We start from the raw sequence: 23,297 nt of genomic DNA, 5'->3' as shown, positions 1-23,297 counted from the left end.
GAACGGCACCGGCGCGGACCGGGCCTCCAGTGCGGAGCCGGCAGCGGTGGCCGTCACCCCGGGCAGCACGACCCCGCGTGCCGCGACCGGCGGGGCCACCGCGGTGCAGGACCGCGAGCCGGTCATGCGTGCCGACAACCTCGTCGCCGGCTACCTGCCGGGTGTCAACATCCTCAACGGGTGCGACCTGGTCTGCTACCCGGGCGAGCTCATCGGCATCATCGGCCCGAACGGCGCCGGCAAGTCGACGCTCCTCAAGGCGCTGTTCGGCCTCGTGAACATCCGCGAGGGCTCGGTCACGCTGCAGGGCGAGGACATCACGAACCTCAAGGCGAACAAGCTCGTGCAGGCCGGCGTCGGCTTCGTCCCGCAGACGAACAACGTCTTCCCCCTCGCTCTCGATCGAGGAGAACCTGCAAATGGGGCTGTACCTGCGCCCGAAGAAGTTCGCCGAGCGGCTCGAGGTCATCTACGACCTGTTCCCCGTGCTCGGACAGCGCAAGGGCCAGCGCGCCGGGTCGCTCTCCGGTGGTGAGCGGCAGTCGGTCGCGATGGCGCGGGCGCTCATGATGGACCCGAAGGTGCTGCTGCTCGACGAGCCCTCCGCTGGCCTGTCGCCGGTGCGGCAGGACGAGACGTTCATCCGCACCCGCCGCATCAACAAGGCCGGCGTCTCCGTGATCATGGTCGAGCAGAACGCCCGCCGGTGCCTGCAGATCTGCGACCGCGGCTACGTCCTCGACCAGGGGCGGAACGCGTACTCGGGCACCGGGAAGGAGCTCGCCGACGACCCGAAGGTCATCGAGCTCTACCTCGGAACGCTCGCCAAGGACGTCGACGCCACGAAGTAGGGTCGTCGACACCGCGGGTGCCGCTGTGGGGGGCAGCATCCGCGACGGACGGGGCCGTGCTGGCTGCGCTTGCGCGCCGCACGGCCCCGCTCTCGTGCCGCGGGGCGGACGCCGGGGTCGGAACGGGACACCCGGTGTCTCCCGGAGACGCCGGTGTCGCATCGAGACGCCGGTGTCTCACCCGAGACACCGCCGGAGCGGTGAGACGCCACCGGTTCCGGCGGCGTCTCACGCACTCGGCGGCGTCTCGCGCAGACGCGCGTGTCCGCGGGAGCGACCCCGTGCCTCCCGTCCGGCCGGGAGGCCCGTCCCGCCTCCGGCGCGTCGGGTACCGTTCCAGCGTGGAACGCTTCTCGGCCCGGGCGATGGACGCCCTCGTGTGGGTGGTGTTCGTCGTGCTCTTCGTCGGCGCGGCCCTGCTCGTGAAGGTCGCCGCCGCACTCCTCGTCGTGCTCATCGTGCTGGCGCTGCTGCTCGGGCTCACGCTCCGGGTGCTCCGCCGACGTCGCACGCGCTGACCCGCCGACCGTCCGGCCGTGCCACCCGGACACCCCGCCCGGTAGGGTTGCCGGGTGAGCGAAGTCGAGATCGGTGCAGGCAAGCGCGGACGTCGGGCGTACGCGTTCGACGACATCGCGGTGGTCCCCTCGCGGCGGACGCGTGACCCGCGGGACGTCAACGTCCAGTGGTCGATCGACGCGTTCACCTTCGAGTCGCCGATCCTGTCCGCGCCGATGGACTCCGTCGCCTCGCCCGCGACCGTCATCGAGATGGGGCGTCTCGGCGTCCTCGGGGTCCTCGACCTCGAGGGCCTGTGGACCCGCTACGAGGACCCGGAGCCGTACCTCGCCGAGATCCGCACGCTGACCGACGGCAACGTCACGAAGCGCATGCAGGAGATCTACGCCGAGCCGGTCAAGGCCGAGCTGATCACCCGCCGTCTGGCCGAGATCCGCGCCGCCGGCGTCCCGGTCGCCGGCTCGCTCAGCCCGCAGCGCACGCAGGAGTTCTCGCAGACGGTCGTGGACGCCGGTGTCGACCTGTTCGTCATCCGCGGCACGACGGTCAGCGCCGAGCACGTGTCGCAGAACACCGAGCCGCTCAACCTCAAGAAGTTCATCTACGAGCTCGACGTCCCGGTGATCGTCGGCGGTGCCTCCACCTACACGGCGGCCCTGCACCTCATGCGCACCGGCGCCGCGGGCGTGCTCGTCGGCTTCGGCGGGGGCGCGGCGTCGACCACGCGCGCCGCGCTCGGCATCCACGCACCCATGGCCACCGCGGTCGCCGACGTCGCCGGCGCTCGTCGCGACTACATGGACGAGTCCGGCGGGCGGTACGTGCACGTCATCGCGGACGGCGGTCTCGACACCGCCGGGGACGTCGTCAAGGCGATCGCGATGGGGGCCGACGCCGTCATGCTCGGCACCGCACTGGCCCGCGCGGCAGAGGCCCCGGGCGGTGGCTTCCACTGGGGTGCCGAAGCGCACCACCCCGAGCTGCCCCGCGGCCGTCGCGTCGAGGTCGGCACCATCGGCTCGCTCGAGAGCATCCTGAACGGCCCGACCCCGTCGTGGGACGGCCGCGCCAACCTGGTCGGCGCCCTGCGTCGGTCGATGGCGACGACCGGGTACTCCGACGTCAAGGAGTTCCAGCGAGTAGAAGTGGTCGTGGCGCCCTACCACCGCTGACGCGGTGCGCCCGTGGACGATCCGCGGGCGCTGCTCCGGCGCCGGACGGCGATGGAGGCGATCATGACAACGACGGTCACGAACGGTGCGTCGAGCACCGCGGGGTTCGACCCCGCGACGAAGCTCGGCCCGGACGAGCGCGAGGCCGCGATCGAGACCCTGAAGACCCGGGAGCTCGACGTCCTGGTCGTCGGCGGCGGCATCGTCGGCGGTGGTGCCGCACTCGACGCCGTCACCCGGGGCCTGTCGGTCGGGATCGTGGAGGCCCGCGACTGGGGCTCGGGCACGTCCAGCCGGTCGTCGAAGCTCGTGCACGGTGGCATCCGGTACCTCGAGCAGCTCAACTTCACGCTCGTCCGCGAGGCCCTCATCGAACGCGGCCTGCTGCTCCAGCGCATCGCCCCGCACCTGGTCAAGCCGGTCCGCTTCCTGTACCCGCTCAACCACCGGGTCTGGGAGCGCTTCTACATCGGCATCGGCATGGCGATGTACGACGTCTTCAGCTGGTCCGGCGGACGTCCGCCCGGCGTGCCGCACCACCGCCACCTCACCCGCACGCAGGTGCTCCGCTCGATGCCGTCCCTCAAGAAGGACGCGTTCGTCGGCGGCATGACCTACTACGACGCGCAGGTCGACGACGCCCGCTACGTGGCCGCACTCGTCCGCACGGCGGCCTCGTACGGCGCACACGCTGCCTCGCGGGTCCGGATCGAGGGCTTCATCAAGGTCGGGGAGCGGGTCGTCGGGGCGCACGCGCACGACATCCAGACCGGTGAGCACTTCGACATCCGGGCGAAGCAGGTCGTCAACGCGACGGGTGTCTGGACAGACGACACCCAGGCGATGGTCGGCACCCGCGGGCAGTTCAAGGTGCGTGCGTCGAAGGGCGTGCACCTCGTCGTCCCGCGCGACCGGTTCCAGTCGAACTCGGGCATGATCCTCCGCACCGAGAAGAGCGTCCTGTTCGTCATCCCGTGGGGTCGCCACTGGCTGATCGGCACGACCGACACCGACTGGTACCTCGACAAGGCGCACCCGGCGGCGACCGCGGCGGACATCGACTACATCCTCGAACACGTCAACAAGGTGCTCGCCGTGCCGCTCACCCGCGAGGACGTCGAGGGCGTCTACGCCGGTCTCCGACCGCTCCTGGCGGGGGAGTCCGAGGCCACGTCGAAGCTCAGCCGTGAGCACGTCGTCGCACACACGGCCCCGGGCCTCGTGGTCGTCGCCGGTGGCAAGTGGACGACCTACCGCGTGATGGGCAAGGACGCCATCGACGAGGCCGCCGCAGCGATGGACGGCAGGATCCCGGAGTCGACGACGCAGGACATCCCGCTGCTCGGCGCCGAGGGCTACCCGGCCGCGTGGAACAAGCGGGCCCGCACCGCGAAGACGTTCGGCGTGCACAAGGTCCGGATCGAGCACCTGCTCAACCGGTACGGCACCCTGGCGACCGAGGTGCTGCAGCTCGTGCAGGAGGACCCCTCGCTCGCCGAGCCGTTGCCCGGTGCCGACGACTACATCGGGGCCGAGGTCGTGTACGCGGCCTCGCACGAGGGTGCCCTGCACCTGGAGGACGTCCTCGCCCGCCGCACCCGCATCTCCATCGAGGCCTGGGACCGCGGCGAGTCCGCGGCGCCGGTTGCCGCGCGGCTCATGGCGGACGTGCTCGGCTGGGACCAGGAGACCACCGAGAACGAGGTGTCGAACTACCTCAAGCGGGTGGCCGCCGAGCGGGAGTCGCAGCTGCAGCCCGACGACGAGTCCGCCGACCGCGTGCGGCTCGAGGCGCCGGACATCGCGTTCGGGTTCGAGGAGGACGACGTCGTCGTCGGCGGCGGCCGGAGCGACGGCGCCGAGGGGGGCGACGGCGTCCGACGAGCAGGTCGTGGGCGAGAAGACGACCGAGCCCAGCTGACGCGGGCCGGACGGGAGGCTCCCCACCCTGGGCCGAGGACGTGCCGCTGGTGCGTCGGTCCGGGACCGGCCAGCGCGGGTGGCTACGCGGCGGCGCGGGCGCGGGTGGCTACGCGGCGGCGCGGGCGCGGCGGAGGGTCTGCACCATCGTCAGGAACAGGACCGCCGGGATCGCGACGAGGGCCGCGAGGCTCGTGCCGTAGAGCACAGCGGCGCCCATGCCGTGCGCGCCGCCGGACACCCCGAAGGAGTCCGCGACGTCCATGCCGAGGAAGAAGCCCGACTGGAAGACGGTACCGGAGCCGCACGCGACCAAGGCGAGGTGGCAGACGAGGGCCACCGGTACGGGGATCTCCTTCCAGATCGCCGCGATCGCGAAGCCGACGGCGAGGACCACGCCGATGCCGGCCGTCACCAGCACACCGACGACGTCCTGCCGGGAGTTCATGCCCATCGCGTCGACGGTGGCGTAGATCTCCGACAGCGACTTCCCCCGGCACCGCGGCGAGCGGGTCGAGCACGAGGGCGTTCACCGCCAGCAGCGCGGCGTAGGCGGTGACGACGAGCGCGCCGGACACGGCGACGACGGTCTTGGAGGTCATCCGGCCATCCTCACCGGGCGGGGTGGACCGCCGCGTCCACCGCCGGGATGACCTGTGGAGAACGGAATGGCCGAGCCCTCCCGGTGGTTAGCATGGGTGTCCTGGGAAAGGGAGCCATCATGGTCGACGTCCATCGCGTCAAACTCCCCCGGCGTCGGCGTGCTGCACAGCTTCTACACCGACGACGGTGGCAAGTGCGGTGTCATCACGCACCGGTCGGGTCACTCCGACCTCATCTCGTTCGCGGACGTCGCCGACGGCGCGGACAAGTCCGAGAAGGTCTCGCTCCGCCTGAGCGAGGACGAGGCGCACACCCTCGCCGAGCTGCTCGGCGGCACCCGGATCACGGAGGGCCTCGACAAGCTCGACGAGATCCCCGGCCTGTCGATCGACTGGTTCAGCGTCGACTACGACGACGCCATCGCCGGCAAGCCCCTCGGCGACCTGCACGACTCCGGGTTCATCGGCCTGACGGTCGTCGCGGTGGTCCGCGGCGACAGCGCCAACCCGGCGCCCTCGTCCGACTTCGTCGTGTTCCCCGGGGACACGATCGTGGTCGCCGGCGCGCCCGAGAAGGTCGCGAAGGCGTTCTCCTTCTACCGCAGCGGTCAGTTGGCAGCAGCCGCTGCCGAGGCGCCGCCCGGGAGTTAGTCGATGCACCTGGGTGGTGAGCTGCTGACCATCGGCGGCCTGTTCCTCATCGCCTACGTCCTCGGACGTCTCGGCAAGACCATCGGCCTGCCGGCGATCCCGGTCTACATGGTGGTCGGACTCATCGCGAGCCCGCACACCCCGTGGATCGGACTGAGCGTCGAGTCCCACACGATCGAGCTCATCGCCACGTTCGGGCTCATCCTGCTGCTGTTCAACCTGGGGTTGGAGTTCGACCAGGAGGAGTTCTACGGCAACGCCGGCAAGCTCCTCGTGTCGGGCGGCACCTACGTCGCGATCAACATGGGCGTCGGGTTCGCGTTCGGTTTCTCACTCGGATGGGGCACGCGCGAAGCCCTGATCATCGCGGGGATGACGGCGACGTCGTCGAGCGCCATCGTGACGAAGCTCCTCATCGAGCTCCGGCGCCTGGCGAACGACGAGACACCGATGATCCTCGGCGTCACCGTCATCGAGGACGTCTTCATCGCCGTCTACCTGGCGATCGTGTCCGTGGTGCTCTCCGGCGACACGAACGTCTGGGCGGTGATCGGGAAGCTCGCGCTCGCGTTCGGGTTCCTCATCGTCATGTTCAGCCTGGCGCGCTGGGGCGGCAAGCAGGTCTCGCGGATCTTCGCGACCCGCGACGACGAGCTGTTCACCGTGCTGTTCTTCGGCCTCGCGGTGATGTTCGGTGGCATCGGGGACCTGCTCGGCGTGACCGACGCCATCGGTGCGTTCGTCATCGGGCTGCTCTGTGGTGCCACGCGCTACCGGGACCGCATCGAACAGCTGGCGCTCCCGATGCGCGACGTCTTCGCGGCGTTCTTCTTCGTCAACTTCGGCCTCGGCCTGGACGTCTCGACCTTCGGCGAGGTGCTCTGGCCGGTCGTCGCCGCCATCGGCATGACCGTCGTGCTCAACGCCGTCGCGGGGCAGCTCGTCGCCCGGATGAACGGCTTCAGCGTCCAGCAGGGCATCAACACGGCGGTCATCCTCGTCAACCGCGGCGAGTTCGCGCTCATCCTCGCGACGCTGTCCGCGGCGGCCGGACTCGAGGAACGCATCACCGCGTTCGCCGGGCTCTACGTCCTCATCATGGCGGTGCTCGGTCCGCTGCTCGCGGTGAACTCCGACCGCATCGGTCGGCTCGTGCTCCGGCCGGGTCGGGTGCGGAAGCTCCGCGGGCGCGAGCTGGCGGCAGCGCAGGCCGCCGCCGAGCGCAAGGCCGAGCGCGACCGTCGGTTCGCCGAGGAGATCGCCCTCGTGGAGGCCGCGGGCAGGGAAGAGCGCGAGAATGGGGAACCGGAGACGACGCCGTCGCGCGCACAGCCGGTCACACCGGAACCCGTGCGCGTGAGCACGTCGTCGATCGAGATCCCCGCCGAGCGTCCCGAACGCCCGGTCCGACCACGCGATCCGGAGTACTGACACGCATGTGGGCCGTTGCACGACGTCCGAGGTGGATCGCACTGCTCGTGTTGGCCATCGTGCTGGCGGGCGTGTTCGCCGCGCTCGGCAAGTGGCAGCTCGAGCGCAGCATCGAGAACGGCAAGCCGCTGCCCGCCGGGACGGAGACGCGGCGCGCTCTCGATGACGTCACGACCCCCCGACAAGCCCGTCGGCTCGACGCTCGCGGGCCAGAAGATCACCGTCTCCGGGCGCTTCGTCGCCGGGGACACCACTGTCCTCACCGGCCGCAGCGGGGGGTGGGACGTACCAGGCCGTCGGACACCTGGTCGACGACGCGACGGGGGCGAGCCTCCCGGTCGTGATCGGGTGGTCCGACCAGCGGGCGGCCGCCGTCGCCGGGGGTGACCGTCTGACCGACGGCGCGACCATGACGGTCGAGGGCCGGTACTACCCGGCCGAGTCGCCCGACCAGGACGCCTTCGAGCAGGGCGAGTACTCCGCCGTCGCCCCGGCCCGGTTCGTCAACACCTGGAAGGCGTTCGACGACCGGATGTACGGCGGCTACGTCGTCGCCGGAGCCGCCGTCGCGGACGCCGCGGACCTCGGCACCATCGCCGACCGGGCCCCCACGCGCGAGGTCCAGTTCGACTGGCTCAACCTGTTCTACGCGGTCGAGTGGGTCGTCTTCGCCGGGTTCGCCGTCTTCCTCTGGTACCGCTTCGTGAAGGACGCCTGGGAGCGCGAGCAGGACGAGGAGCGCGAGACCGCCGAAGCGGCCGCCGGTGGCGCCGCTGATGACGAGGCGCCCGCCGACGAGGCCGCTGTGGACGACGCCCGGGCCGAGCCGGGTCGCCGGTAGGATCGACGGCATGGCTCTGACCGTCCGGACCCGCGACATCCCGAAGATCCCGGGGGCCGTGCGGTTCTACCGCATCTCCGCGTACATCACCGGTGTGCTGCTGCTGGCCCTGATCGTCGAGGTCGTCATCAAGTACACGCCGATCCAGCGCGAGATGCAGCTCGGCGGGGGGAGCGTTCTTCGTCCCGAACGGCACCGCCGGCGAGGCGCCCGGCACGTTCAACCTGTCCGTCGCGATCCTCATCGCCCACGGCTGGCTGTACGTCGTCTACCTCTTCGCGGACTTCCGCCTCTGGAGCATCATGCGCTGGCGGCCGTCGCGCTTCCTGCTCATCGCCCTCGGCGGGATCATCCCGTTCATGTCCTTCGTGGTCGAGCACCGCATGCAGAAGGCCGCCATGACCACCCACCACGAGCTGACCGCGCAGCAGTCGCGGGAGAAGGAGAGCGCTCGGTGAGCGAGACCGAACAGCGTCCCGTCCTCGTCGTCGACTTCGGCGCGCAGTACGCGCAGCTGATCGCACGGCGCGTCCGCGAGGCCAACGTCTACAGCGAGATCGTCCCGCACTCCGTCACGGCGGACGAGATCCGCGCGAAGGACCCCGCCGCGATCGTCCTGTCGGGAGGCCCGTCCTCCGTCTACGAGGACGGCGCTCCGGCTCTGGACAGCGAGATCCTCGACCTCGGCGTCCCGGTGCTCGGCATCTGCTACGGCTTCCAGGCCATGGCGAAGTCGCTCGGCGGCGAGGTCGCACACACCGGCCTGCGCGAGTACGGCGCGACCGACGTCACCGTCAGCGGGACCGACAGCGTCCTGCTCGGCGGGCAGCCCGCGTCGCAGACCACCTGGATGTCGCACGGCGACTCGGTCGCGAAGGCCCCGGAGGGCTTCGCGGTCCTCGCCTCCAGCGACTCGACGCCGGTGGCCGCCTTCGCCTCCGACGAGCGCAAGCTCTACGGCGTGCAGTGGCACCCGGAGGTCAAGCACTCGGCGTTCGGCCAGGCCGTGCTCGAGAACTTCCTGCACAGGGCTGCCGGGCTGCCGGGCGACTGGAACTCCGCGAACGTGATCGAGGAGCAGGTCGAGCGAATCCGCGCGCAGGTCGGCTCGTCCCGCGTGATCGCCGGGCTGTCCGGTGGCGTCGACTCCGCCGTCGCCGCGGCGCTCGTGCACAAGGCCGTCGGTGACCAGCTGACGTGCGTGTTCGTCGACCACGGGCTCCTCCGCGCCGACGAGCGCAAGCAGGTGGAGGAGGACTACGTCGCCTCCACCGGCGTCCGGCTCGTCACGGTCGACGCCCGCGAGCAGTTCCTCGACGCGCTCGCCGGCGTCAGCGACCCGGAGCAGAAGCGCAAGATCATCGGGCGCGAGTTCATCCGCACGTTCGAGGCCGCGGCCGAGGCACTCGTGCTCGAAGCACGCGCGTCCGACGGTGACGCCGAGGTCAGGTTCCTCGTGCAGGGCACGCTGTACCCGGACGTCGTCGAGTCCGGCGGCGGTTCGGGCACCGCGAACATCAAGTCGCACCACAACGTGGGCGGGCTGCCCGACGACATGACGTTCCAGCTCGTCGAACCCCTCCGCACCCTGTTCAAGGACGAGGTCCGCGCGGTCGGCCGCGAGCTCGGACTCCCCCGAGGTCATCGTCGGGCGTCAGCCGTTCCCCGGCCCGGGTCTCGGCATCCGCATCGTCGGCGAGGTCACCGCCGAGCGCCTCGAGATCCTGCGGGCCGCGGACGCGATCGCCCGCGCCGAGCTCACCGCAGCGGGTCTGGACGACGAGATCTGGCAGTGCCCGGTCGTGCTCCTCGCCGACGTCCGTTCGGTCGGTGTCCAGGGCGACGGTCGTACCTACGGGCACCCGATCGTCCTCCGTCCGGTCTCGTCCGAGGACGCCATGACCGCTGACTGGACGCGCCTGCCGTACGACGTGCTCGCGAAGATCTCGAACCGCATCACCAACGAGGTGCGCGACGTCAACCGGGTCGTGCTCGACGTCACGTCGAAGCCGCCGGGGACGATCGAGTGGGAGTGAGGCTCCCCTGACGCCCGAGGGCCCGGTACGCAGTGCGTACCGGGCCCTCGCTCGTCCTGCCGGGCGCACCCCGCGCCTCCCGTCCAGGTCGCAGGACATGCCGTTCGATGGTCGCCGAGGTCGCACGTCCTGTTGCTGGACGGGCGACCGGGCGGCAGTTCGTGCGACCTCGGCGCACGCGAGCGGCGGGGTCGCAGGACGTGTCGTTCGAGGTCGCCGAGGTCGCACGTTCGGTCGTCGGGCAGCCGTCCCGGCGGCCGTTCGTGCAACCTCGCCGGACCGCCGGCGGCCGTTCGTGCAACCTCGCCGGACCGCCGGCGGCGGTTCGTGCGACCTCGGCACGCGGCCGGCGACGCAGCGCGCGGGAACGACGGAGGGCCCCGGCGACTGCCGGGGCCCTCCGTGTGCTGCGAGCTAGTTGCGCGAGCTGCTGGCGATGATCGCCAGGATGCGCAGGATCTCGAGGTACAGCCAGACGAGCGTGACGATGAGGCCGAACGCCGCCGTCCAGGCGTAGATGCGGGGCGCGCCGCGCTCGACACCGGTCTTGATCTGGTCGAAGTCGAGGACGAGCGAGTACGCCGCCATGAGCACCACGAGGATGCCGATCACCACACCGAGCGGGATGCCGAACACCGTGACGCCGAGGAGCCCGAACGCCGACTGCGTCACGCCCAGGAGCATCAGCACGACGTTGACGAGCGAGAACGCCATGTAGCCGACCAGCGCGACGAGGAAGAACCGCGTGGCCTTCGGGGTCGCGCGGACCTTGCCGGACGTGAAGAGCAGGAGCGTGACCGCGAAGACACCGAGCGTGCCGAACACCGCCTGCGTGACGATGCCGTCCCACATGGTGTTGTACATGCCCGAGATGCCACCGACGAAGAGGCCCTCGAAGAAGGAGTACGCCAGCACCAGGGCGGGCGACGGCTTCTTCTTGAAGGTGTTCACCAGCGCGAGGACGAACCCGACGAGCGCGCCGACGATCCAGACCACCGGCGGGAGGTTCCAGCCGGCGACGGCACCGACGATGAGCACGCCGAACGCCAGGAGCGTCTTGACGATGGTGTCCTCGTACGACATCCGGTCCGTGTCGACCTTGTTCGCCGAGGGGCGGTCGTACATGTCACGCAGCTGGTCGGGCGAGAACCCGGGCTGCTGCGGCGCCTGTCCCCAGCCGGTCTGGCCGTACGGCGCCTGCGGGTAGCCGCCCTGCTGCGGGTAGCCCTGCTGGGGGGTACCCCTGCTGCGTGTTCGAGCCGGCGCCCCATGCGTTCCGGCCCGCGTCGTTGAAGGCGGGGGGACTGGTCGAAACCGGGCTTGAAGGCCATGGTGTCCTCTGATTTCCTCTGGTGTGGAGTCGTGGAGCCGGTACCCGGATGGCATCGGCTCGTGGGCTCGGGAAGGAGTGCGGCGGAGCCGTTCCTTCGTGTCCTCACAGCCTACGGGCCAGGTGTGCTCGATGGCTGTGGATTCGCGGGAAGCGGAACGTCCCCGGGCCCTCCTGGTGACGAGCCTATGGACCGCTGCTGTCGGTCCACCGAACGGTGTCCCCACGCTGGCTGAACGTCGGCGCCGTGCTCGCGCAGTCCGTATCGTCGCGTGCATGCAGCCGCTCGTCATCGCCCACCGCGGTGCCTCCGGGTACCGGCCCGAGCACTCCCGCAGCGCCTACGAGCTCGCGGTCGAGCTCGGTGCGGACGCGATCGAGCCGGACCTCGTGCCGACGAAGGACGGCGTCCTTGTGCTCCGGCACGAGAACGAGGTGTCCGGCACGACCGACGTCGCCGACCGCCCGGAGTTCCGGGACCGGCGGACGACGAAGACGATCGACGGGCACCGGACCACGGGCTGGTTCACCGAGGACTTCACGTGGGAGGAACTGCGCACCCTGCGGACCCGTGAGCGCCTGCCGGAGCTGCGCCGGGCCTCCCGGCAGCACGACGGCGAGGACACGGTCCTGCGCCTGGAGGACCTGCTCGCGATCCTGGACGCCGCCCCGCGGCGGGTCGGGCTCGTCGCCGAGGTGAAGCACGCCAGCGCGTTCGCCGCCGCGGGGTTCCCGATGGCCTCGTTGCTGGACGGCGTCCTCGGCTCGGCCGGCTGGCGTGGCGACGACCGGCTGACGGTCGAGTCCTTCGAGAAGCGCGTGCTGCGCGAGGTGGCCGCGCTCGGCACCGGTGCGCGCTTGGTGTACCTCCAGGAGGCCCGGGGCGCGGCCGCGGACGAGGTCGCCACAGCCGGCGCCGCGGCCCCCCACGTACGCCACCGAGCGGACCGACGCGGCACTGGCCCGGCTCGCGACGGAGTTCGACGGGATCAGCGTGGACCTGCCGACCCTGATGGCAGGTGTGGACACCCGCGCCGTCGACGACCCGGGACCGGTGCGGAGCGACGTCGTCGAGCGGGCGCACGCCGTCGGGCTCGCGGTGTACACGTGGACGCTCCGACCGGAGAACCGGTTCCTGCCCGCGGCGCTCCGGCGCGGGGGCGACCTGGCGGCGCACGGCGACTGGGAGCGGTGGTTCACCTCGGTCGTCCGGACGGGCGTGGACGGGGTGTTCGCGGACCACGCGGACCTCGCCGTCCGTGCCCGATCGCTCGTCGCGGACGGCGCTGCGCGGGCCTGATGGGTGTCGCAGGTCGCGCCTAGACTGTCCCGGACATGACGATCGTGCTCGACCCCTCCGACTCGACGCCCGGCCGTACGCACGGTCCCGGCGCGGGTGACCGTGCGTACGAGGACCCGTTCACCGCGGGCCTGAACCCCCCAGCAGAAGGAAGCCGTCGAGTACCGCGGCGAGTCCCTGCTCATCGTGGCCGGTGCCGGTTCGGGCAAGACGAGCGTGCTCACCCGACGCATCGCGCTCCTGCTGGCCAACCGCGAGGCCTGGCCGTCCCAGATCCTCGCGATCACGTTCACGAACAAGGCCGCGGCCGAGATGCGCGAGCGGGTGCAGGCCCTGGTCGGGCAGGCCGCCGAGGGCATGTGGATCTCGACCTTCCACTCGGCATGCGTGCGGATCCTCCGGCGCGAGGCCGAGCGGTTCGGGTTCCCGCAGTCGTTCACCATCTACGACTCGGCCGACTCCCGGGCGCTGCTCAAGCGGATCATCAAGGACCTCGAAGCGGACACGCTCGGGCTGACCGTCGGGGCGGCGGCGTCGAAGATCTCGAAGCTCAAGAACGAGCTGCAGGACATCGACACCTACGCGCGCAACATCAACACGGACGACCCGCAAGAGGTCATGTTCACCGAGGTGTTCCGGCGGTACACGAGCGAGCTCCGCCGGGCGAACGCGTTCGACTTCGACGACCTCATCGGGCAGACCGTGTTCCTGTTCCGCGCGTTCCCCGAGATCGCCGCGCTCTACCAGCGCCGCTTCCGGTACGTCCTGGTCGACGAGTACCAGGACACGAACCACGCGCAGTACGCGCTCATCCGCGAACTCACCCGTCCCGTGCCCGTGGAGCAGGTCGACAAGCTCGAGGACGCCGGGCAGCACGTCGAGCGGATGCGGGAGACCGACGGGTCGATCGCGCCGGCGTCGCTCACGGTCGTGGGTGACTCCGACCAGTCGATCTACGCCTTCCGCGGCGCGGACATCCGCAACATCGTCGAGTTCGAGCGGGACTTCCCGAACTCGAAGGTGATCCTGCTCGAGCAGAACTACCGATCGACGCAGAACATCCTCGACGCCGCGAACGCGGTCATCGCGAACAACTTCGACCGGCAGGCGAAGAACCTGTTCACGGACGTGGGTGCCGGCGAGAAGATCGTCGGCTTCACCGGGTACACCGGGCACGACGAGGCGCAGTTCGTCGCGGACGAGATCCAGCGTCTGCACGAGGACGGCATGGACTACCGCGACATGGCGGTGTTCTACCGGACGAACTCGCAGACGCGTGCGCTCGAGGAGATCTTCATCCGCGCCGCGATCCCGTACCGGGTGCTCGGCGGGACGAAGTTCTACGAGCGCGCCGAGATCAAGGACGCGATGGCGTACCTGATCACGGTCGCCAACCCGGCGGACCCGCTGTCGCTCCGACGCATCCTCAACGTGCCGAAGCGCGGCATCGGCGCCGTCACCGAGACCGCCCTGCAGCGGTACGCCGACGAGCACGAGGTCTCGATGCGCGAGGCCCTGCGGCACGCGGACGAGCTCGGGTTCGGACCGAAGGTGCGCACCGCGATCACCTCGTTCGCCGGGCTCCTCGACGAGGTCGCCGCCAAGGCCGCGGACCAGCCGGTGGTCGACACCCTCACCCAGCTGCTCGACGGCTCGGGGCTGCTCGAACAGCTCCGGAAGTCGCCGGACGCGCAGGACGCCGCCCGTGCCGACAACATCGACGAACTCGTCGCCGTGACCCGGGAGTTCCAGAAGAACAACCCCGAGGGCACGCTCGCCGACTTCCTCACCGAGGTCTCCCTGGTGGCCGCGGCCGACGAACTCGACGACTCCTCCGGCACGGTGTCGCTCATGACGCTGCACACCGCGAAGGGCCTGGAGTACGACGCCGTGTTCCTGACCGGTGTCGAGGAAGACCTGCTCCCGCACCGGATGTCGGCGAACGAGCCCGGTGGTCCGTCCGAGGAGCGACGCCTGTTCTACGTGGGCATCACCCGGGCGAAGAAGGTCCTGTTCCTGTCGCTCGCGATGACCCGGGCGCAGTTCGGCGACGTCAACGTGGCGATGCCCTCACGCTTCCTGCAGGAGATCCCCGAGGGGCTCGTCGAGTGGAAGCAGTCACCGGGCATGGCGAACAGTCGCGGCGGCACACAGCCCCGCGCGCTCAACGCCAAGCGCGACGGTGGCTTCGGCGGCGGCACCGGTGGCGGTGGCTACCGCGGCGGTGGCGGCTGGAGCGGTGGGTCCTACGACCGTGCGGCCGCCGCGGCGAAGACGAAGCCGAAGACGGAGTGGGCGAACCGGGTGTCCGGGCAGGTCCGGGACAACGGCGACATGGAGCTGGCTCCGGGGGACCGGATCTCGCACGTCGACTTCGGGCAGGGGACCGTCTCGGCGGTGACCGGTCAGGGCGCCAAGCGGATCGCGGAGATCGCGTTCGACAGCGCGGGGCGGAAGAAGCTGCTCATCAAGATCGCGCCGATCGAGAAGCTCTAGCCGACGGCTCAGCGCACCATCCGGGCGGCGAGGACCGCGTTGTCGCCCAGCCGTTCGGTCTTCGTCGTGCCGTCGCGTCGGAACCCGTTCCGCCGGTAGAAGGCCTGCGCCCGGGGGTTGTCGTCGGCGACCCACAGGAACGCCGGTGCGTTGCCGAGGACGGCGTCGAGGAGCAGCTGACCGGCGCCCGACCCGTGCGCCGATGCCAGGACGTAGATGCCGGTGAGCTCGACGTCCCGGATGGCGGGGTCGTCGCGAGCCGGACCCGCGGTGGCCCACCCGACGACGGCGCCGCGGTGCTCGGCGACCGCCACGCTCGTGCCGGCTGCGCTCGCGCCCGCGATCGTCCGCCGCCACCGTGTGGTGCGCGCGACGGGGTCGAGTGACGCGAGGAACGCCGCCGGCAGCAGGTGGGCGTACGCCTCGCGCCATGCCTGCACGTGCACGTCGGCGATGCCCGGCGCATCCGTGTCGACGGCTGGTCGGACGGTGAGCTGCTGGACGTGCCCCATGCCCCGACCGTACCGGGAGCCCCGGCCCGGACGCACTCGAGGGTCACTCGCGTCCGCCACGCCCGGTGCTCCGGACGGGTGACAGGGGGAGCAGGTGAGGTTAGCCTCACCTAACATGACCCCGCTCGACACGACTCCGCTCGACACGACTCCGCTCGACCTGATCAGTCCCGAGACGGCGCAGCGCTACCGGCAGGCCGTGGGCGCGACCATCGACCGACTCGCCGACCGCATCGCCGTCGCCGAGGTCCCGACGACCGACACCCCCCGCGGTGGACCTCCACCAGCGCGTCGCCACGGTCGACCTCGACGGACCGGCACTCGGCACGGAGCGTGCGCTCGCCGAACTCGACGACCTGTTCGTTCGCGAGGCCGTCTGGTTCCACACGCCCGGGTACCTCGCGCACCTCAACTGCCCGGTCGCCCTGCCCGCGGTCGCCGCGGAGGCCGTGCTCGCCGCCGTCAACCCCTCGGTCGACACGTGGGACCAGTCGCGCATCGGGACCGACATCGAGCGGCACGTGGTGGACTGGCTGGCCCGGCGGATCGGCTTCCCGGCGGGTGACGGGATCTTCACGTCGGGCGGGTCGCAGTCCAACCTGCAGGCCCTCCTCCTGGCGCGGGAGGCCGCGACGGCCGCCCCCCGCGACGGTCGCCGCCCCCCGCCGCGTCCGCGACGGCTGCCTCCGTGATGGCCGCCCCCCGCCCCCCGCGCTCACCGACCTCGCCGTGTTCGCCACCGCGGAGACACACTTCAGCGTGCGCAAGTCCGCCCGCCTGCTCGGCCTGCCCGACGCCGCGGTCGTCGACGTCGAGACCGACACGTCCGGCCGGATGCTCCCGTCCGCACTGGCCCTCGCGATCGCCGACGCCCGCGGGGACGGTCGCACCCCGATGGCCGTCGTCGCCACGGCCGGCACCACCGACCGCGGGGTCATCGACCCGCTCGCGCCGATCGCGGACGTGTGCGACCTCGAGGGCGTGTGGCTGCACGTCGACGCCGCCTACGGGTGCGGCCTGCTCGTGTCCCCGACGCGACGGCACCTGCTCGACGGCATCGAGCGTGCCCGCAGCGTCACGACCGACCTGCACAAGTCCTTCTTCCAGCCGGTGTCGTCGAGCGTGCTCGTGGTGCGCGACCCGGCGGACCTGCGCCGGGCCTCCTGGCACGCGGACTACCTCAACCCGGAGGACGCGACCGAACCGAACCAGGTCGACAAGTCACTGCAGACCACCCGCCGGTTCGACGCGCTGAAGCTCTGGGCGACGCTCCGCGCCTCCGGAGCGGAGGCGATCGGGCGGGCCTTCGACGCCGTCGTCGACCTGGCCGCCGACACGCACACGCTCGTGCAGGCCGACCCGGACCTCGTCCTCGTGGCGCCGACGCAGCTGAGCACGGTCCTGTTCCGCTGGCAGCCGGCGGGGGTCACCGACGAGGAGTCGGACGCGATGGTGGCACCGCTCCGCGCGGCGCTCCTGGCCGAGGGACGGGTGCTCATCGCGAAGACCGTGGCCGACGGGCGGCCGTGCAACAAGCTGACCCTGCTCAACCCGGCGACGACGACGGAGCAGATGCGGGCCTCCCTCGACCACGTGGTGGCCACGGCGGAGCGCCTGCGCGCGGCGTCGACCCGGCCGACCGTGACCGGCGGAGCCGCACGATGACCGCCGTCGACGCGACCGCCACCGCCACGACCCGGATGCACGACGTCGTCGGCATCGGCATCGGCCCGTTCAACCTCGGGCTCGCCTGCCTGACCGACCCGATCGACGACCTCGACGCCGTGTTCCTCGACGCGCGTGACGGCTTCGCCTGGCACCACGGCATGATGCTCGACGACGCGACGATCCAGGTGCCGTTCCTCGCCGACCTCGTCACGATGGCGGACCCGACCTCGTCGTTCTCGTTCCTGGCCTGGCTCAAGGAGACCGGTCGGCTCTACCCCTTCTTCATCCGCGAGGACTTCCACCCCCCTCCGCAGCGAGTACGACGCCTACTGCCGCTGGGCCGCCGACCGGCTCGACACCCTCCGCTGGGGACGCCGGGTGGTCGCGGTCGAGCACGACGCCGCGCAGGACCTGTTCACCGTGCACGCCGAGACGGCGGACGGTGCCGAGACGTACCGGGCCCGGCACGTCGTGGTCGGCGTCGGGACCGAGCCGTCGGTGCCCGCCGCGCTCCGCGACCTGGACGGCCCGGTGCTGCACTCCGCCGACTACCTGCCGAACCGGGACGCCCTCCGTGGCGCCGGGTCCGTCGCGGTGATCGGCAGCGGCCAGTCCGCCGCCGAGGTCTACCGCGACCTCCTCGAGGGCATCCGCGACGGCGGGTACCGCCTGGACTGGATCACCCGGTCGCCGCGGTTCTTCCCGATGGAGGACACGAAGCTCACCCTCGAGATGACGAGTCCGGAGTACACCGACCACTTCCACGCGCTGCCCGAGCACGTCCGGGACCGCCTCGGCCGCGAGCAACGCGGGCTGTACAAGGGCATCAGCGCGGACCTGGTCGGCGAGGTCTACGACGCGCTGTACCGGATCAGCGCCAGGGGTCCGGTCCCGACGACGCTGCGCACCGAGACGAGCGTCACCGCCGCCGACTGGGACGCCGACCGGGGCGTGTACCGGCTGACACTCCGGCACGAGCAGCTCGGCGAGACGTACGAGCACGAGGTCGAGCGCCTGGTCCTCGCCACCGGGTACGCGCCGCGGCCGCCGCGGTTCCTCGACCCGGTCGCGCACCTCGTGGCGCGCGACGCCCGGGGTCGGCTCGCCGTCGCCCGCGACCACCACGTGGACACCCTCGGCGGTCGGATCTGGGTGCAGAACGCCGAGGAGCACACGCACGGCCTGACCGCACCGGACCTCGGCATGGGGGCGTGGCGGAACGCGTCGATCATCCAGTCCGTCACGGGGCGCGAGGTCTACGGCCTGGAGGCCCGGATCGCCTTCCAGGAGTTCGGTCTGCCCGCCTCGGTCCGCGCCGAGCGCGCCGAGCGCGCCGAGCGCGGCGAGCGCGCCGAGCGCGGCGAGCGCGGCGAGCGCGCTGTGCGCGCTGTGCGCGCCGAGCACGCGGAGGTGCGCGCATGAGCGCGGTCCAGCACGACCGGACCGGTCTGGCGGAGGTGCTGCCGGGCCTCCTGTCCGTGGTGCCGGTGGACCCGGAGCGGGACGCGATCCGCGTGCAGTCGTGGCTCGCGGCTCCGCCGTCGTCGTGGTGGGGCATGCAGCACGCCGACGTCGACGGCGTGCGGACGTACCTGACCGCGGTGCAGGCCGACCCGGCGCAGGACGGCTGGCTCGTGCTGCGCGACGGGGTGCCGTGCGCGTACGCCGAGACCTACGACCCGGCGACGGTCCTGCTCGTCGACGTCTGGGACGCACGTCCCGGTGACGTCGGCATGCACCTGCTCGTCGCCCCGCCTCCCGTGGCAGGCCGGGTGCACGGACTCACCAGTGCCGTGATGCGCGCCGTGGTCGAGCACTGCCGGGACGCCCTCGGTGCCCGGCGCGTGGTCGTCGAGCCGGACGTGCGGAACACCGCGGTGCAGGCGAAGAACGCCGAGGTCGGGTTCCGGGCGCTCCGCGAGGTCGACCTGGACGGCAAGCGCGCGCTGCTCTCGGTGCTCGACACCGCATCGATCGGCGTGCCCGACGACGACGGTCCGGCCGCGCACCTCCGGCCCGAGCACCTGGCGGTCGCGCAACGACACCTGGTGGCGAAGGCCGTGGCTGAGTTCACGCACGAGCGACTCGTCACACCGCGACCGGACGGCGACGGGTGGCTGCTCGACACCGGCGGCTCGCGCTACCGCTTCCGGGCACGGCAGCACCAGCTCGAGCACTGGTCCGTCGACGAGCACACCCTGACGCGGGAGTCCTCCTCGGCCGACCCCGTGCCGCTGCCGCTCGACGCGCAGGACCTCGTGCTGGAACTGCGCGACGTGCTCGGGATCCCGGACGCCCTGCTCGGCACGTACCTCGAGGAGGTCGCCTCGACGCTCGCGAGCGCGGCCGCCAAGCACCGCCGCGGAGGTCCGTCGGCCCGACAGCTCGCCCGCGGCCGACGGGACGGGGACGTCGTCGCCTCGTTCCAGGACGTCGAGGCGGCGATGACCGAGGGGCACCCGGCGTTCGTCGCCGCGAACGGGCGGATCGGGTTCGGCCTCGACGAGTACCGGGCGTACGCACCGGAGTCCGGCGGCCGCTTCCGCATCCGGTGGCTCGCCGCCCGTCGGGCGCACACCTCCCTGGCGCTCGCCGCGGACCGGACCGAGGCGGAGCACTGGGCCGCGGAACTCGGGGCCGACACGGTCGCCGAGCACCGCCGGACGCTCACCCGCCGCGGCCTGGACCCCGACGACTACGTCTGGCTGCCGGTGCACCCCTGGCAGTGGCAGCACCGCATCGCCGTGACGTTCGCGCCCGACCTCGGCCGGCAGGACCTCGTCGACCTCGGGGAGGGTCCGGACCTGTTCCAGCCGCAGCAGTCCATCCGCACCGCCTTCGACCGCAGCCACCCCGAGCGCTCGTACGTGAAGACGGCGCTCGCGGTGCAGAACATGGGGTTCCTGCGGGGCATGTCCCCGGCGTACATGCGCTCGACCCCAGCGGTGAACGACTGGGTCGCGTCGCTCGTGGCGGCCGACACCACCCTGCGGGACGCCGGGTTCCGGGTGCTGCGCGAACACGCGGCGATCGGGTACACCGGCGACGCGTACCACCGGGTGGACGTCGCCTCGCCGCAGCGGAAGATGCTCGCGGCGCTCTGGCGGGAGAGCCCGGTGCCCCGGACGGCTCCCGGGGAGCAGCTCATGACGATGGCGGCACTGCTGCACCGGGACGCCGACGGGCGTGCGGTCGCCGCCGAGCTCGTGCGTGCCTCCGGGCTGGACGCGGCGACGTGGGTGCGGCGCTTCCTCGACGCGTACCTGCGGCCGGTCGTGCACTGCCTGACCGTGCACGACCTGGCGTTCATGCCGCACGGCGAGAACCTGGTGCTCGTCCTGCGCGACGGGGCCGTGACCGGCGCGTTCATGAAGGACATCGGCGAGGAGGTCGTGGTCCTCGGGGGAGCACGACGACCGTCCGGTGCCCGAGGACATCCGCCGCATCGTGCACCCGGTCGACGACGACGAGGCGGCGCTCGCCGTGTTCACCGACGTGTTCGACGGGGTGCTGCGCTTCCTGGCAGCGGTGCTCGACGACGACGGGGTCCTGCCCGGGGACGCCTTCTGGCGGCTCGTCGGCGGGTGCGTCGACCGGCACGCGGCGGAGCACCCGGACCGTCGGCGTCCGCTCGACCTGCGGGTGCCGACGTTCGAGCACTCCTGCCTGAACCGGCTGCAGCTGCGCAACACGCTCGCGATGGTCGACCTGGCGGACCAGTCGTCCTCACTCATCCGCGCGGGGGGCGATGCCGAACCCCATCGGGCGGGGCTGATCCGCCCCGTCGCCGCACGCTCGCGACCCATCGGCGGTTGCCGGGGCGGGGCGCCCCTGGCGCGCGGCGCTACGGCTGGAGGCGGGTCGCCGACCAGGCGCCGTGGGCGTGCGCGTACTGCAGGCGGCGGTGCATCCGGTCGCGGCTGCCGTGCCAGAACTCGACGAGGTCCGGCTCGAGCCGCCACGCCACCCACCCCGCCGGGCGCGGCACGTCGTCGTCGGACTCGTCGAGGAGCACGTTCGCGTCGTCGATGAGGTCCTGCAGCGTCCGGGGCTCGAGCACCGCGGACTGGTCGGCGACGGCCGTGGCGGCGCGCGACTTCGGCGACCGGTCGGCGAAGAGCCCGTCGGACTCCGCGTCGGAGAGCTGCACGGCGCGGCCCTCGAAGCGGAGCTGCTGCATCGTCTCGCGCCAGTACACCTGCAGGGCCGCGTGCGGGTTCTCCGCGAGCTGCCGTCCCTTCGGGCTGAGCGTCGAGGTGCCGAACACCAGGCCGCGGTCGTCGATCCGCTTGACGTCGACCGTCCGGGCACCGACGCGGCCGTCCGCACCGGCGGTGGCCAGCGTCATCGAGAGCGGCTCGGACACCTCGTGCTCGCCGGCCTGGTCGAGCCAGGTGCGGGCGAGGTCGAGCGGGTCCGCGGGCGGCGCGTCGAACTCGGGCAGGAGCAGGGAGTCGTCACCGGACAGGGAGGAGGACATGGCCCCACTCAACCGTGGTCGGCGCGGGGACGTCCAGGCTCGCGGGGGGACGGACACCCGATCACTCAGTGGTGCGCGTGCCGGGCCGCGGTGCGGTGCATCCCGCGCAGCAGGAGGACCCGCGGCAGGCGCAGCAGGGGTCCGGGCACGACGGCGCGGGCCGCCCGGATGCCGGCGAGGGTGCGTCGCCAGCGTCGTTCCTCGCGGGGTCCCCACGCGAAGCCGTAGTCGTCGCGCACGGCGTCCGGCAGCATGCCGACGGTGACGATCCGCACGAGGGGCATCGCGGAACGGACCCAGAGCGGTGCCGCCCGGGGGTGCAGGAGGTCCCGGACGACACTGCGGGCGTCGTCCGTCACCCGGAGGGTCCCGAGCGTGTCGGCCCAGTACGCCTCGAACGCGGCGACCGACGTCGGCCAGCGGTCCGCTGGCACCCGGAGCGCGGTGGCGATCGGCGCGTAGGCCCGGAGGACCGCCTCCGCCCGCTCGGCGTCGACCGGGGTGCCGAGCAACCGGTGCGTCCGGATCGCGGAGTCGTACAGCGTCGCGGCCACCCACAGCTGTCGGTCGACCTCGTTCGCTCCCGCGACCGGCCGGTGCGCGTGCTCGACGAACGACCGCGCCACGGCGGCGTCCCGCGCGGTGCCGGTCACCACCGCGTACACGTACATGAGGGTGTGGGCCAGCCGCTGCTGCGGTCGCTCCGCGAAGTCGGAGTGCCGACGGACGCCCGCGGCGACGACCGGGTCGGCGATCTGCAGCAGGATCGCGCGGCCGCCCGCGATGACCGGCGTGCTGTCGGCGATGAAGCGGCGGAGCGCGCGGTCCCGGTGCCCGGGCCGGTCGCGGTCGTGGCCAGGGGACGGACGGGAGCGGCCGCGCACGTCGTGCGCCGGGCCTCCCGTCCGTCGACCGGTCACGTCAGAGGGGCTTCGTGCCCAGGTCGCCGCCGAGGTCCGGACGGTCGTCGCCGTGCTCCCAGAGGTCCGGCGATCCCTCGCGCGGCGCCCCACCGGTCGGGCCGTCGTCGGTGCCGTCGCCGAGCTGCGGCTCGACCGTCTCGCCGGCGACCGCGTCGTTCGTCACGGTCTCGAGCGCCTCCTCGGCGTCGTCGGTCTCGTACGCGCCGACGTACTCGCGGTCCACGTCGTCGGCGCGGCCCTCGTCGTCGGAGTCGCTGACGCCGTCGCTGAACTCGTCGCCTGGGGTGATGCCGGGGTCGGACATGTGTCGCTCCTGTCGATCGTGTTGCGTGCTCGTGCGGTGGCCGTCGTGCGCCGACGCGGCCCCACCGGTCCTTGCTACCCGGGTGCCGGTGGGAACGTCCGTGGTGCCCGGGGGGACGGCCGGTCGCACCCAGGCGGACAGCGGCCGCGCGGGTCGGCTTCGCCTGCCGTTCACCTGCGGGCCACCACGAGGTCACCCCCCGCGGTGTCTACTGCGTGTGCTCGGGGGGAGTGGAGCGCGGTCGCCGACGGGTGGTCGAGC

14 protein-coding genes and 6 pseudogenes are annotated in these 23,297 nt (G+C 72.0%); 15 read left to right on the top strand and 5 right to left on the bottom strand.

Annotated features, from left to right (window positions below; translation table 11 throughout):
* Window positions 1-124 precede the first annotated feature (124 nt).
* From DEJ15_RS00385 to guaA, 9 genes and pseudogenes are all read left to right on the top strand, one after another.
* A pseudogene (locus DEJ15_RS00385) lies at window positions 125-851 on the top strand (ABC transporter ATP-binding protein).
* Between the two features lie 341 nt (window positions 852-1,192).
* On the top strand, window positions 1,193-1,369 hold the full coding sequence (locus DEJ15_RS00380) for a hypothetical protein (RefSeq protein WP_181419459.1): 177 nt from the start codon (window positions 1,193-1,195) through the stop codon (window positions 1,367-1,369).
* Window positions 1,370-1,423: 54 nt separating this feature from the next.
* Entirely contained in the window at window positions 1,424-2,542 is a 1,119-nt protein-coding gene (locus DEJ15_RS00375) for a GuaB3 family IMP dehydrogenase-related protein (protein WP_110824195.1), read from the top strand.
* A 63-nt stretch (window positions 2,543-2,605) separates the two neighbouring features.
* Window positions 2,606-4,345 (top strand): annotated as a pseudogene (locus DEJ15_RS00370) (glycerol-3-phosphate dehydrogenase/oxidase); the annotation flags it as partial.
* An 878-nt stretch (window positions 4,346-5,223) separates the two neighbouring features.
* The gene (locus DEJ15_RS00365) at window positions 5,224-5,715 is read left to right on the top strand and encodes a cation:proton antiporter regulatory subunit (protein ID WP_284175362.1); all 492 of its coding nucleotides are present in this window, start codon (window positions 5,224-5,226) and stop codon (window positions 5,713-5,715) included.
* Between the two features lie 3 nt (window positions 5,716-5,718).
* Complete coding sequence (locus tag DEJ15_RS00360) at window positions 5,719-7,146, top strand: cation:proton antiporter (protein ID WP_110824192.1); 1,428 nt, start codon at window positions 5,719-5,721, stop codon at window positions 7,144-7,146.
* 47 nt (window positions 7,147-7,193) lie between these two features.
* Window positions 7,194-7,490, top strand: coding sequence for a hypothetical protein (locus tag DEJ15_RS00355; RefSeq protein ID WP_284175360.1), 297 nt, complete (start codon window positions 7,194-7,196; stop codon window positions 7,488-7,490).
* Window positions 7,487-7,987 carry a hypothetical protein gene (locus DEJ15_RS00350; RefSeq protein WP_284175358.1) on the top strand — a complete coding sequence of 167 codons (501 nt, stop codon included), beginning with the start codon at window positions 7,487-7,489 and terminating at the stop codon, window positions 7,985-7,987. Before DEJ15_RS00355 ends, DEJ15_RS00350 begins: the two co-directional genes overlap by 4 nt.
* 454 nt (window positions 7,988-8,441) lie before the next feature.
* Window positions 8,442-10,023: pseudogene (gene guaA, locus DEJ15_RS00340) on the top strand (glutamine-hydrolyzing GMP synthase).
* A 414-nt stretch (window positions 10,024-10,437) separates the two neighbouring features.
* Here guaA and DEJ15_RS00335 read toward each other — a convergent pair.
* The gene (locus DEJ15_RS00335) at window positions 10,438-11,367 is read right to left on the bottom strand and encodes a Bax inhibitor-1/YccA family protein (RefSeq protein ID WP_502866179.1); all 930 of its coding nucleotides are present in this window, start codon (window positions 11,365-11,367) and stop codon (window positions 10,438-10,440) included.
* A gap of 262 nt (window positions 11,368-11,629) precedes the next feature.
* On the opposite strand from DEJ15_RS00335, the gene DEJ15_RS00330 reads away from it, so the two are divergent.
* Window positions 11,630-12,676, top strand: a complete 1,047-nt coding sequence (locus DEJ15_RS00330) for a glycerophosphodiester phosphodiesterase family protein (RefSeq protein WP_349814762.1) — start codon at window positions 11,630-11,632, stop codon at window positions 12,674-12,676.
* Between the two features lie 12 nt (window positions 12,677-12,688).
* A pseudogene (locus DEJ15_RS00325) lies at window positions 12,689-15,149 on the top strand (ATP-dependent helicase).
* An 8-nt stretch (window positions 15,150-15,157) separates the two neighbouring features.
* On the opposite strand, the gene DEJ15_RS00320 reads toward DEJ15_RS00325, so the two are convergent.
* Window positions 15,158-15,661, bottom strand: coding sequence for a GNAT family N-acetyltransferase (locus DEJ15_RS00320; RefSeq protein ID WP_110824185.1), 504 nt, complete (start codon window positions 15,659-15,661; stop codon window positions 15,158-15,160).
* A 272-nt stretch (window positions 15,662-15,933) separates the two neighbouring features.
* Here DEJ15_RS00320 and DEJ15_RS00315 point away from each other — a divergent pair, with 272 nt between their 5' ends.
* From DEJ15_RS00315 to DEJ15_RS00300, 4 genes and pseudogenes are all read left to right on the top strand, one after another.
* Entirely contained in the window at window positions 15,934-16,353 is a 420-nt protein-coding gene (locus DEJ15_RS00315) for a pyridoxal-dependent decarboxylase (protein ID WP_284175356.1), read from the top strand.
* A gap of 37 nt (window positions 16,354-16,390) precedes the next feature.
* The gene (locus DEJ15_RS00310; protein ID WP_284175354.1) at window positions 16,391-17,326 is read left to right on the top strand and encodes a pyridoxal phosphate-dependent decarboxylase family protein; all 936 of its coding nucleotides are present in this window, start codon (window positions 16,391-16,393) and stop codon (window positions 17,324-17,326) included.
* A pseudogene (locus DEJ15_RS00305) lies at window positions 17,323-18,751 on the top strand (lysine N(6)-hydroxylase/L-ornithine N(5)-oxygenase family protein). Before DEJ15_RS00310 ends, DEJ15_RS00305 begins: the two are co-directional and overlap by 4 nt.
* Window positions 18,748-20,959, top strand: a pseudogene (locus tag DEJ15_RS00300) (GNAT family N-acetyltransferase); the annotation flags it as partial. The pseudogenes DEJ15_RS00305 and DEJ15_RS00300, both read left to right, overlap by 4 nt.
* A gap of 214 nt (window positions 20,960-21,173) precedes the next feature.
* Here the strand turns inward: DEJ15_RS00300 and DEJ15_RS00295 are convergent.
* From DEJ15_RS00295 to DEJ15_RS00285, 3 genes are all read right to left on the bottom strand, one after another.
* Window positions 21,174-21,809: a pyridoxine/pyridoxamine 5'-phosphate oxidase gene (locus DEJ15_RS00295; RefSeq protein WP_110824181.1), complete on the bottom strand. Its 636-nt coding sequence runs from the start codon at window positions 21,807-21,809 to the stop codon at window positions 21,174-21,176.
* 65 nt (window positions 21,810-21,874) lie between these two features.
* Window positions 21,875-22,693 (bottom strand): oxygenase MpaB family protein, encoded by an 819-nt coding sequence (locus DEJ15_RS00290; protein WP_284175352.1) that lies wholly within the window; start codon window positions 22,691-22,693, stop codon window positions 21,875-21,877.
* Between the two features lie 37 nt (window positions 22,694-22,730).
* Window positions 22,731-23,036, bottom strand: a complete 306-nt coding sequence (locus DEJ15_RS00285; RefSeq protein ID WP_110824179.1) for a hypothetical protein — start codon at window positions 23,034-23,036, stop codon at window positions 22,731-22,733.
* Window positions 23,037-23,297 lie beyond the last annotated feature (261 nt).

Origin of the sequence: Curtobacterium sp. MCJR17_043 (assembly GCF_003224315.2) — a bacterium.
Taxonomy (GTDB): Bacteria; Actinomycetota; Actinomycetes; order Actinomycetales; family Microbacteriaceae; genus Curtobacterium.
Note: the sequence above shows the minus strand (reverse complement) of the source record. Positions and strands in the feature narration are given on the sequence as shown.